This window comes from Mesorhizobium sp. 1M-11, from assembly GCF_001303895.1.
Lineage (GTDB): Bacteria > Pseudomonadota > Alphaproteobacteria > Rhizobiales > Rhizobiaceae > Mesorhizobium.
In genome coordinates this window covers 618,829-631,176 of sequence record NZ_LJSD01000011.1, presented here as the reverse complement: position 1 = coordinate 631,176, position 12,348 = coordinate 618,829, and the positions used below count along the sequence as shown (strand labels likewise).

At 60.4% G+C, this 12,348-nt stretch carries 8 protein-coding genes; 6 read left to right on the top strand and 2 right to left on the bottom strand.

The window, feature by feature from the left end:
• Positions 1-15: 15 nt before the first annotated feature.
• From AO692_RS06835 to AO692_RS06815, 5 genes are all read left to right on the top strand, one after another.
• On the top strand, positions 16-1,332 hold the full coding sequence (locus tag AO692_RS06835; RefSeq protein WP_054309265.1) for a SidA/IucD/PvdA family monooxygenase: 1,317 nt from the start codon (positions 16-18) through the stop codon (positions 1,330-1,332).
• Between the two features lie 421 nt (positions 1,333-1,753).
• The gene (locus AO692_RS06830; RefSeq protein WP_210168292.1) at positions 1,754-4,741 is read left to right on the top strand and encodes an autotransporter domain-containing protein; all 2,988 of its coding nucleotides are present in this window, start codon (positions 1,754-1,756) and stop codon (positions 4,739-4,741) included.
• Positions 4,742-4,749: 8 nt separating this feature from the next.
• Complete coding sequence (locus AO692_RS06825; RefSeq protein WP_152979736.1) at positions 4,750-5,280, top strand: invasion associated locus B family protein; 531 nt, start codon at positions 4,750-4,752, stop codon at positions 5,278-5,280.
• 225 nt (positions 5,281-5,505) lie between these two features.
• The gene (locus AO692_RS06820) at positions 5,506-7,191 is read left to right on the top strand and encodes a hybrid sensor histidine kinase/response regulator (protein WP_054309262.1); all 1,686 of its coding nucleotides are present in this window, start codon (positions 5,506-5,508) and stop codon (positions 7,189-7,191) included.
• Positions 7,192-7,273: 82 nt separating this feature from the next.
• Positions 7,274-8,980 (top strand): hybrid sensor histidine kinase/response regulator, encoded by a 1,707-nt coding sequence (locus tag AO692_RS06815; RefSeq protein ID WP_244483268.1) that lies wholly within the window; start codon positions 7,274-7,276, stop codon positions 8,978-8,980.
• 8 nt (positions 8,981-8,988) lie between these two features.
• On the opposite strand, the gene AO692_RS06810 is transcribed toward AO692_RS06815, so the two are convergent.
• Together AO692_RS06810 and AO692_RS06805 are read right to left on the bottom strand one after the other, a co-directional pair.
• A complete protein-coding gene (locus AO692_RS06810) occupies positions 8,989-9,627 on the bottom strand; it encodes a response regulator transcription factor (RefSeq protein ID WP_054309260.1) in 639 nt (212 codons plus the stop codon).
• 208 nt (positions 9,628-9,835) lie between these two features.
• Positions 9,836-10,849, bottom strand: coding sequence for a LacI family DNA-binding transcriptional regulator (locus tag AO692_RS06805; protein WP_152979735.1), 1,014 nt, complete (start codon positions 10,847-10,849; stop codon positions 9,836-9,838).
• Between the two features lie 417 nt (positions 10,850-11,266).
• On the opposite strand from AO692_RS06805, the gene AO692_RS06800 reads away from it, so the two are divergent.
• Positions 11,267-12,250 carry an ABC transporter substrate-binding protein gene (locus AO692_RS06800; protein ID WP_054309258.1) on the top strand — a complete coding sequence of 328 codons (984 nt, stop codon included), beginning with the start codon at positions 11,267-11,269 and terminating at the stop codon, positions 12,248-12,250.
• Positions 12,251-12,348 lie beyond the last annotated feature (98 nt).

The window sequence follows — 12,348 nt, the reverse complement described above, 5'->3', positions numbered from 1 at the left end:
ACAACGGAGCTGTCCATGACATCCCCAGTCCTAGACCTCGCAGGTATCGGCATCGGTCCCTTCCACCTGAGCCTCGCGGCGCATCTCGATGCAATCCCTTCCGCCGATGTGTGTTTCTTCGACGACAAACCGGCCTTCGACTGGCATCCGGGCATGATGCTGGAAGGCGTTGAACTGCAGACATCCTTCATGAAGGATCTGGTGACGGCTACGCTGCCGACCAGCCCCTGGAGTTTCGCCAGCTACCTGGTTTCGCAGAAGCGGTTCTACGAATTCCTCAACGCCGATTTTGACGCGATCCCACGTCGTGAATTCGCACGCTATCTTTCCTGGGTCGCCTCCGGTCTCGATAATCTCCGCTTCGGGCGATCCGTGCGCGAGGTCCGTTTCGAAGAAGGAGTTTTCCATGTTCGCTTCGATGCCGAAACGCGCCTGGCGCGCAATCTGTCGCTCGGCGTCGGGCTGAAGCCGAACATTCCCGATTGGGGGCAGGCAGCGCTGGGTAGCACCTGTTTCCACACCAGCCAGGCGGCCTACCGGCTGGGTGGCTTGAAAGGGCGGCGTATCGTTGTCATCGGCGGCGGCCAAAGCGGTGCCGAAATCATGCAGCATCTGCTGTCGCAACCGGAGGCGGCGGACCAGTCCATTGCCTGGATCAGCCGTCGGCAGAATTTCCAGACTTTGGACGATTCTCCCTTCACCGACGAGTTTTTCACCCCGCAATATGTCGAACGGTTCCATGCGTTGCCGCGCTCGCGCAAGCAACCAACCGTTGCCCAGCAGAAACTGGCCGGCGACGGCATTTCGGCTTCGACGCTACGGGCGATCTACCAGAAGAGCTATGCGCTGCGTCACCTCTCCGGCAAGGAACACGATCTCGCCTTCCTGCCGCATCGCGAGGTTCTCGACCTGCGCCATGAGGGCGGTGAGTTCCGCCTCGTCATGCGCAATGGTTTCGACGGCAGTGTGGAGATGGTGAGCGCCGATGCCGTCGTACTCGCCACCGGTTATGTTTTCACAGTGCCGGAATTCCTGGCGCCGCTGGGCGAGCGGCTGGATCTCGACGAACGTGGCCTTTATCAGCTGCGTGAGGATTTTTCGGTGGAATGGGACGGACCTGAGGCCGCGCGCATCTTTGCGCTCAATGCCGGCCGTCACAGCCACGGCATCGCCGAACCACAGCTCAGTCTGATGGCATGGCGCAGCGCCGTCATCGTCAATGCCTTGCTGGGGCACGAGCATTTCGATCTCGATCTTCGGCCATCGGCAGTGAAATGGGTAAACGATTCTGCGGAAGCGCTGTCGCAGATGGCGCAGGGGGCCACCCTCTAGAACATGGCAACTGCTGAAGGGTCGCCGCATTAGGCGATATGTGACGATTGAACAAGCGCTTGCCTCGCAAGCGCTTGTTTTGTTTTGATTTTATCGACGGGCGCCCAGGGCGGAAAGGCGCGGACCTTCCGCTAGTGCATGTGTGCTAATGGCCGCCACAACCCTCAAAAGGCTAGATCGCGCCGTTGCGGTTTCAAGTGTGGTCGTCGGGCGGGCGGGCTTCGACGGTCATGTTTCATTGTTCGGCGACGAACGCTTTGCACTTAATGAGGGACGTGTATTGATCGGAAATACGATCGGAAAATCAGGCGCAGCGCGCTGGACCAAAATTCTCCTGGCTTCCACGGTATTGGGCAGCGGCGGAGTAGGTATTGCCTCAATTGCTCTGTCTGCCGCATTGGGAGTGGGGCTGACCACAACCTTGGCCTTTGCCGCAGATTTTACCCTCGACGATGGTGCGTCTCATTCCTGGAACCTGGATCAGGCTTTCGATGAAGACTTGATCATCGGCTTGAACAACAAAGGGACAACCGTCACGATTGGCGATGGTGCGGAGACCCTTGTTGCAGGTCGTGCGATCATCGCTGGCATTGGCGGCTCTCAAGCCACCGTTACCGTGAGTGGCCTTGGATCCCGACTGGATGTCGCGCGTACCAACAACATCCTGGGCAACACACTTACGGTTGGCGGTGGTTGTAACGGCTATTCTGCTATGTGTGTCACGGGTGGCGATGGCACCCTCATCGTCGAAGCTGGGGGCGGTGTAGACGCCAAGTATACCTATGTCGGGGATGGGCAGGAATCCAAGGGGACACTGACGGTCACGGGCCCGGGATCGCTGCTGAACACTGACAAGCTCACTCTCATCACAGGTCTCAGCAGCACGAGCAGTTCTACGGTTACCATCAAGGACGGAGGTTCCATTACCTCCATCGATGTAGAGACCGCGGGTGATTTCAGCGATACCCCCGGTACGAAGGTGCTTGTCACCGGCGAGGGCTCGAAATGGGTCAATGCCGGCAACTTCAAGCTGGGCGGCGACATGACCATCGAGAGTGGTGGCGTTGTTACAACCTCGACCGCAGAAATTGGTAATTCAATCGTCGCGGAGAACATGCTTTTTCTTACCGGCGAAAAATCGTCGTTCAACGTCACCGACAAATTGACCATTGAAGACGGCAATCTTTCAGTTGCGAACGGCGCCAAGCTGAACGTCGCCAACGGCATTAAGCTGACCGGCGAAAATGGTTACCTGACCATTGGCGGCAAGATCGACATGTCGGACGTCTTCGATGAGCCGAAGGCGCTTGCCGCCGAGGCGGCAGGCAGCATCAACAAGGAAGCTGTCATAACGTTCGGGTCGACGCAGAATGAGGGGCATTTGAGCTTCAACCATACGGGTTCTGGCAGCACCGCCTATACGCTTGAGAATGCCCTGGTCGGTGACGGCATCATCACCGCATTGGCTGGCGAGACCATCCTGTCGGGTGACCTGACGAAGTTCTATTCCACCGCCGGCAGCTTGGGTGGCGGTGTTGTGGTCGATGGCGATGGCGCAAAGCTGGTCTTGAAGGGCGACCTGGGCACGGCCGCGTCCGATCCGGACACGCTCTCTCCAACCCGAACGAGCTTCAGGGTCAACAACGGTACGCTGGTTCTTGGCGGTGCGACCGGCCAGCTCGTTGCGAACAACAGCTATTATTCCAGCGTGGTTGATGTGAACGCCAAGGGCCGGCTTGAAGGCTGGGGTACAGTCGGCTCGACCGATATCAATGGTGGCGTGATCACGCCCGGAACATCCGATAATCGCATCGGCACCATTACGGTCAAGGGCGACCTGACCTTCTATCCCGGTTCGATCTACAACGTGGACATCGCAGGCAACGGCGCGAGCGACAAGATTGTCGTCGAAGCCGTGAACCAAAACGGGATTGTCGGAATCGGGGACAACGTCAACGTCAACGTGACCGCGTTGGACGCTGCAGCGAACTATCAGACCGGGCAGGCCTACACGATCCTGACGGCGGCGGGCGGCATCACTGGTCAGTTTGCGCAGGCGATTTCGCAGTCGGCATTCCTCGATGTTTCTTTGGACCAGCAGACCAATCAGGTCGACCTGAAGATCAAGGTAAAGGACACCGGCAATCCGGGCGAACCAGGAAATCCGGGTGAGCCGGGTAACCCCGGTGAACCGGGCAACCCTGGAAATCCGGGTAACCCAGGTAATCCCGGCACGCCTTCGCGCCCTGGCCCGAATGTGAGTGGTCCGTTCGACGACGTGACTGAGACACATAATCAGTACGAAACCGCGGTCGCGTTGAACTCGCTGCCGCAGGACGGTGGCGCGGGGCATGCACTCTACAATGCGCTGCTGCCGCTCAATGCTGCTGACGGGCGTGCGGCCTTCGAACAACTGTCGGGCGAGGTGCATGCTTCCGGTTCGACTGCACTGATCAACTCATCGCAATACGTGCGCAATCTTGCCAACGATCGCGTTCGTGCGGCCTTCGGTGATGTCGCGGCAGCGCCCCTGCCGGTGATGGCTTATGGCCCTGACGGCAAGGACATCGAAGCCGCCACCACCGCCAAAACTGCGGCCTGGGGACAGGTGTTCGGTGCCTGGAGCAGCCTCGACGGTGACGGCAACGCGTCTCGAATGAAGCAGTCAACCGGCGGCTTCGTTACCGGTATCGATACCGAGTTCGCGGAAGCCTGGCGCGTTGGTGTGCTGGCCGGCTACAGCCGCACCTCCTTCGATGCCAAGGACCGCTCGTCGTCCGGCGACAGCGATAACTATCACCTTGGTCTCTACGGCGGTACACGCTGGGGTGCCCTGGCGCTGCGCACCGGGCTGTCCTACACCTGGAGCAACATCGAGACCGGCCGCACCGTCTCCTTCCGCGGCTTTAACGACGGCCTGTCGGCTGACTACGATGCCGGCGCCTTTCAGGCCTTCGGTGAACTGGGCTATCGCCTCGATGCGGCAGGTGCCGCCTTCGAGCCTTTCGTGAACCTCGCCCATGTCAGCCTGCACACGGACGGCTTCACCGAAAAGGGCGGTGCTGCGGCGCTCAGCGCCGAGGCGCAGACGACCAACACCACCTTCACCACGCTCGGTCTTCGTGCCTCGACCGACTTCATGCTGGGCTCGGTCGCTGCATCGGCCAACGGCACGGTCGGCTGGAAGCATGCCTTCGGCGACACCACGCCGTTCACCAAGGTCGGCTTTGCCGGCTCCAGCCTGTTCACGGTGGCCGGTGTGCCGATCGCCAAGAACACCTTTGTGCTGCAGACCGGTCTCGACATGAAGGTGACCGACAACGCCACGATCGGTATCTCCTATAATGGCGAGTTCGGCTCGGGGTCGTCGACCAATGGCGTCGACGCAAGGCTTGGCATTCGCTTCTGATGCCAGCAATGAGACTGCTTTTCGGCGCGGCGGCCTTACTGGCTGCCGCGTCTGGTGCTTCTGCACAGGAACAGCAATCAGCCGCCGGCGCTGCCGGCGGTCCGTCGTCGCTGTCGGAAACCTATGACGACTGGCGGGTCGCCTGCGTGGCGGCGGCCGAAAACAAGAAGCAGTGCGCCTTCTCGCAGGGACAGGTCAGCCAGAACGGCCAGCGTGTGCTCACCGTCGAGCTTTCGCCGGCCGACGACGGCGGCCTGAAGGGCGTCCTTGTGATGCCGTTCGGACTCAATCTCGACAAGGGCGTGACGTTCTCGGTCGACGACACACCACCTGGCAAGCCGTCGCGTTTCCGCACCTGCCTGCCGGGCGGCTGCATCGTCAGGCTCACCTTCACGCCAGCGACCACCGCCGCGCTGAAGACCGGCACCGCGCTCAGGCTTGGTGCCTTTGCTTCCGACACGGAAAAGGACGTCGCCTTCTCGATCTCGCTCAAGGGCTTCAACCAGGCCCTCGAAAGAACAATGCAATTGGGGAAATAACCAAGGGAGGCTGGCGCGACTCCAGGAAAAGCGTGTAACGATTTTTTTCGTCTGGAATTGCGTAAAAACAAAGAGTTAGGGCAATGCCGCGTTCCGCGAAGAACGCAAATGCCCTGACCCTGCCTTTCGCATACAGGAATGTCGCTGGTTCAGTGGCGGCATTCGAAATGCCCTGATTGTCGAGCCCCAGGCGATCAGCTTCTGCTCCTGATCGGGAAGCACATCATGCCTGGTGGCTTGCGCACAAAATTCGCTGACCTTTTCGTTACTCGGAACGATAGGCCGACTGATGCTGAACGGGCGCAGGCGACCTTTCGTCTCGGTGCCGCGACGCTGTTCACGGTCGGTATGCTGAGTGTCTTCTCGTCGAGAGGCGATACGGCGTTCAGCACGACCCAGACGATCCTGTCATTCTCGTCCTACATCCTTGTCTCGGCGTCGATCCTGTTCTGGATCGTGAAGCGGCCTGGGGAGAACCTGCTTCGGCGGGCGATTTCGATGGTCAGCGACTACATCGCTGTCGGCGGCATCATGACCTTTGGCGGGGCTGCGCTGCTGCCCGCTTACGCTCCCTTGTTGTGGGTGACCGTGGGCTACGGCCTGCGCTTCGGCTCGCGTTACCTGATCGCTTCCACCTGCATGGCGCTCCTGAGCATTCTGGTAACCGCCTATCTCAACCCGTTCTGGCGCGAGAACCCTTATGTGACGATCACCCTTCTCCTCACCACGCTTCTCGTTCCTGCCTATGCCTACAACCTGCTCGAGCGTGTCTACGCAGCTTTCAATACCGCGCGTGAGGCCAATGTCGCGAAGTCGCGTTTCCTGGCGCAGGCAAGCCACGATCTACGCCAGCCGATCCACGCCATCAGCCTGTTCACGGCCTGCCTCAAGGATACCAGGCTCGACCGCGAGCAACGCCAGATGGTCGAGAATGTCGATCGCTCGCTGCAGAGCGTATCGCGCCTGTTCCGTTCCCTGCTCGACATCTCCACTCTGGACAGCGGCAAGGTGACGCCGGTTTTCGAGCCGGTTGCGGTGAAGGATCTTTTCGAGGACATCGTCCGGCAGAATTCCGAAGCTGCGCAATGGGCTGGTGTCGAATTGCGGGCGGTTCCGACGCGAGCCCATGTCATCATCGATGCCACGTTGATGACGACCATCCTGCAGAACGTCATCTCCAATGTCCTGAAATATGCACCGGGTCACCCCGTTCTGATCGGTTGTCGTCGTCGCCAGGGACAGCTGGCCATTGAGGTCTATGATCGCGGCAACGGCATTGCCGCGCATCACCTGCCGAAAGTGTTCGACGAGTTCTACCAGGTTCGCGAGCGAGGCGACCGCGACGTCGATGGGGTCGGTCTCGGACTGCCGATCGTCAAGCGGCTGACGCGGCTGATGGGCCTGTCGGCCTATCTACGCTCCGTGCCGGGCCGGGGTACGGCAGTCATCATCGAGGGTCTGCAGGTCGCATCGCAGGCGACTACGGTGAAATCGAAAAAGGAGGGACCGAGACCGGCGATCGAAGGCCTTCGTGTCCTGCTGGTCGAGGACGACGAGGATGTTTTGCAGGCCACCGCCACCTTGTTACGGCGGTGGGGCTGCGTTGTCGAGATTCAGCTGACGATCCCCGACCAAGTGGCCGAGTGTGACCTGATCGTGACCGACTTCGATCTTGGCGCGAAAGCAACGGGCGTCGATTGTATAGCTCGCGTCCGGAGCCTGTTGAAACGCAAGGTGCCGGCGATCGTCATGACCGGTCACGACGAGAACAGGGTGAAAGATGATCTCGGCGATCCCGAGATCGCGATCCTGGCGAAACCGATCCGCCCAGCCGAGCTTCGTTCGATGATGACGGCGGAGAAACTAAAGATCGATCGACTGGTCAGGCAGGCCGGTGCGAGTTTGCACTGACTGCGGATGTCGGCGAGTTCACAGGAGGACGGCGTCGGTGTAGGGGGAATGCCGATGCCACACACGGCCCATGGAGGGGGCGATGTTCAAGCGACGCGATCGTCCTAGGTTTTTTCCCGTTAAGATGGCAGGCACTTTCGAAGCCAGGGAACACGAGAATTACGAGGCCGAGCGCTCCCAGGCGATCGTGCGGATAGTGCTTGTTCCGATCCTGGCGATCTACATCTGGATTGTCGCCTGGCTCGACAATGCGGCAACATCCTATGCCAATGGCTTCGCCGCCTATTATTTCGCCTATGTTCCGTTTTCGTGGCTGTTGCTGTGGTGGGTGGTTGCCAAGTCGGTGGTCTATAAGCCACGGCGACTGGTTTCGATGGCTTGTGACTACCTCGCATTCTGCTCGGCGATGTCGATCGGCGGCGCAGCCTTGCTTCCGCTCTACGCGGCATTGCTTTGGGTTACGGTCGGAAACGGGCTCCGTTTCGGACCGCGCTACCTGCTCCTTGCCACGGCGATGGCGTTGGTGACGATCGCTCTGTCGTGCTATCTCAACGTCTACTGGCGCGAGAACCCATATGTCGCGCTGACGCTGGTAATGACCACCATCCTGGTGCCGGCCTATATCTACGCACTGCTGCAGAGGGTCTACGAGGCCTACGACGCCGCGCATGAGGCGAACCTCGCCAAGTCGCGTTTCCTGGCGCAGGCCAGCCATGATCTGCGCCAGCCGATCCACGCCATCAGCCTGTTCACAGCCTGCCTGCGTGATACCGGGCTCGATCGCGAGCAGAAGCAGATGGTCGAAAACATCGACCGCTCCCTGCATTCGGTGTCAGGCCTGTTCCGCTCGCTGCTCGACATTTCGACGCTGGACAGCGGCAAGGTGACGCCGCATTTCGAAGTGGTTTCGGTGCAGGATGTCATCGACGAAGTGCTGACCCAGAACGCCAGCCGGGCACAGTGGTCGCAGACGACCTTCAAAGTGGTGCGCACCAAACATCATGTGCGCATCGATGCCGCCCTTCTCACCACCATCCTGCAGAACATCGTGTCCAATGCGCTGAAATACGCGCCGGGCAGCGAGGTGCTGATCGGCTGTCGCCGCCATCGCTACGGCCTGTCGATCGAGATCCACGATCGCGGCGAAGGCATCGCCGAGGAGCATCTGCCGAAGCTGTTCGACGAATTCTACCAGGTGCGCGAGCGCGGCGACAGGGATGTCGAAGGTGTCGGCCTCGGTCTCTCGATCGTCAAGCGGCTGGCCCATCTGATGTCGCTGCGGGTTTCGATCCGTTCTGTCCGGGGCCGCGGCACCAGCGTGCGCATCGCCGGCCTGCCTGCGGTATCGGCACCGGGGCGGACAAAAAAGATCGCGCCGGAGCGTTTCTCCTCGCCGCTCGAAGGCCTGCGGGTGCTGCTGGTCGAGGACGACGAGGACGTGCTACTGGCGACCGCCTCGCTTCTGGAGAAATGGGGCTGCATGGTGCAGGCCGAAGCGGGTACGGAACTGTCGGTCGCGCCATGCGATCTCGTCGTCACTGACTTCGATCTCGGCGGCGGCATCGTCGGTGCGGATTTCATCGCGGAGGTCCGCCGGCAGGCTGGCCGCGACATCCCAGCCATCGTCATGACCGGCCATGACGAGAACCGAGTGCGCGAGGAACTGGGACAGCAGGATATTCCGATCCTGTCCAAGCCTGTCCGCCCCTCGGAACTGCGCTCGACGATGATCGCGCTCGCATTGGGACGTACCACGCAACGAACCATGGCTCCGCAGCAACGCGCCTGAGCGGCTGCTCAGATCCGGTCGACCCAGCCTGCGTTGAGCGCCTTGACCGCTGCCGCCGAGCGCGAGCCGACATTGAGCACACGCAACAGCGCCGAGACATGGATGCGCACGGTGTAGTGCGAAATGTCGAGCGTACGCCCGATTTCCTTGTTGGATTTGCCGTCGGCGAGCAGTCGCAGCACTTCACGCTGGCGCGTCGTCAGGCTGTTCAGGATGTCGGCGTCTTCGGTGGGGTAGGATACCCGGTCTGATGATTTGAGCTTGATCACATAGTCGCCGTCGCGCACGGCCACGATTGCTTCCATCAACTCGCTCGGCGGAACGGATTTGGAGACGAAACCGTCGACCCCGCCGGCCATCACCATGTCGACAGTGCGGCGATCATCGACCATCGATACCACCATGATCGATGAACGCTGGAACTCCTGGCGCAGCTCGGCAAGCGAGCGTTCTGCGACGAGACCGGGAAACAGCAAATCCATGATGAAGAGTTTGGGCTGGCGTCCCGAGCGTGCGGCGGCCAGAACCTCTTCCATCGTCTCCGCTTCGACGATGTCCGCATCTGTCTCGACCGTCTGCACCACACGGCGCAGGCCTTCCCGGAAAACGGGATGGTCGTCGGCAACGATGATCAGGTCTTTTTGCATGCTTCCCCCTTGTTGCAGGTCGGCTTTCGGGGGCAAATCAAGCTCGGTTTTGCATCGGCGCTATTTAGCATTGACCAAATGGTCAAACAACATGGGTTACCCCTAGGATACCCCCTCTTGGGCTAGTGCATTTGCACTAGGGTGATGCCAGACGGTTCGATTGGAACATGTCGAGAGCTGATTATCGCAGGCCTCTCTGGACAGAATCTCAACGCAACCTTGGCGAAGCAGTCGTCTCCCTCACCACGAGCGGCCCGTCGATCTTGACCGTCATCGGACGGAATTGCTTTCTGTGCAGCACCATATCGATAAGCATCTCGGTTGCTCGTTGTCCCATCTCGTAGTTAGCCAGGACAAGCGTCGAAAGGCGCGGATGGGTGTAGCGGGCGAGTTCCTGGTCGTCATAACCCATGATGCTGAGTTCGTCGGGAACCTTGATCCCCATCTCGTTGGCGGCCTCCAAGGCGCCCAACGCCATCAGGTCGTTGCCACAGAAGATGGCCGTCGGCGGATTGTCGATCGACAGCAGGTCGCGCGTATGATGGTAGCCGGTCAGCGGCAGCCAGTCGCCGCTGCGAACCAATGTTTCGTCGAACGCAACATCGGCGGTGGCGAGCGCCTGCCGGTATCCTTTGAGGCGATCGATGGAAGCATCCATCCACGGTTCGCCATTGATGAAGCCGATGCGGCGATGCCCGAGACCGGTTAAGTGGGCGGTGGCGGCAAAACCGCCGGCGACTTCCCCCGGCAGGATCGAGATGTGGCGCCGCGCTTCGCCGTAGCAGTTCAGCAAGACGGTGGGAATTCCGTGAAGGGCAGGGGGCACAGTGACACGCCTGGTGAAGATCGAGGAGTAGATGACGCCGACAATCGACTTGTCGCGCTTGATCGCCTCGATGGTCGCTGCCTCCAGTTGAGGGTTGGAGCGCGTTACATAGGCGGCAACGAGAAAGTCCTGCTCGAAGGCGAAGTCACGCGCGCCGTCGAAACTGACCACGGGGTGCGGGCTGGTTGAAATCTCGTCGACGATGTAGGCAATCGTCCTTCCTTCGACATCGGGCGAAATCTCCCCTCGGATGCCAGGCAACTGGTAGCTTACCTGCCTCGCCGCCTCGAGAACACGTTGTCTCGTCTCCGGGGAGATGCGCGCGCCCGTCATCTGATTGAGCACGAGCGACACGCTCGACTGCGACACGCCCGCAATGCGGGCGACGTCTGTCATCGTCGGCCGTCCCTGGCGTTTCTCGCCGCCGTTGCTTTGGCTCACAGCGCTGGTCCTCGCCTCGAATTCACGATTGTCCCCGCATATGCCGGCCCGATCCGCCGGGTCATCATAGTCATTTGATCATAAAATTATCAAGCGATCCTCAAAATTTCGGATAGCGATTTCTGGTATGGCTGACCTTGCACAAGTTTTCCATCGAGAATCGAGCATAACTCACTGATATTTGTATGAAATGATGGGATTTTACCGGGGTGGAGGTATTTTGTTCCGCTCGTTTGATGCGCAATCCCCATGACGTCATTCTGCTAATATCGCGCATTGACTGCTAATAAAATTATCGTAGGATCGATTGGTGATCAGCAGACGCATGTCTGCCCGGCTGGAGGAGCCGGTTGTCCACGTGGAGGAACCCCGATGTCACTGACCCGCCGTACCTTATTGATGACCGCAAGCGCCTTCGGCGTGCTGAGCCTGGTGTCCAGTGTGGCCATGGCCGCAGATCTCCCGCCGCTGGCCAAGAAGGACACCTACAAGGTTGGCTTCGCCCAGACCGAGTCCAACAACCCATGGCGCATCGCCCAGACCGAAAGCATGAAGGCCGAGGCCGCCAAGCTCGGCTATCAGTTCGTCTACACGGATGCGGCCGGCTCCGCGGCCAAGCAGGTCGCCGACGTCAATTCCATGATCGCGCAGGGCGTCGACCTGATCTTCCTGGCGCCGCGCGAGGAAAAGCCGCTGATCCCGGCAGTCATGGCTGCGAAGAAGGCTGGCATTCCGGTCATCCTTCTGGACCGCAGCGTCGACCCGAAATTGGCCGTAGCCGGCAAGGACTACGTGACCTTCATAGGGTCGGACTTCGTCGAGGAAGGCAAACGTGTCGCCGAATGGCTGGTGAAGAACGCCAACGGCAAGACCAAGATCATCGAACTTGAAGGCACCACCGGCTCCTCGCCGGCAAACGACCGTAAGAAGGGCTTCGACGAGGCCATCAAGGCAGCCGGCGGCTTTGAGATCGTTGCCTCGCAATCGGGCGATTTCGCGCGCGACAAGGGGCGGCAGGTTGCGGAAGCGCTGCTTCAGGCCCATCCCGACGCCAATGTCATCTATGCCCACAACGACGAGATGGCGCTCGGCGCGATTGCCGCGCTTGAGGCCGCCGGCAAGAAGCCGGGCACCGATGTGCTGGTCCTGTCGATCGACGGTGGCAAGGAAGCCGTCCAGGCGATCGCCGACGGCAAGATCGGCGCGGTGGTCGAATGCAACCCGCGTTTCGGACCGATCGCCTATGAAACGCTGAAGCGCTACGCCGGCGGCGAAAAGATCGACGCCTGGGTGAAGAACAAGGACAAGTTCTACGATACGTCCAACGCCGCGGCGGAGGTTTCCGGCGCCTATTGATTGTCTTCCCCACCTGCGGTCGGAGCGTCGCGAGGAACGTTTCGGCCGCTTTCTTTTGCGGCCTCCCGGGGTGTAGAAATCATCGCCGATAGGGCGCT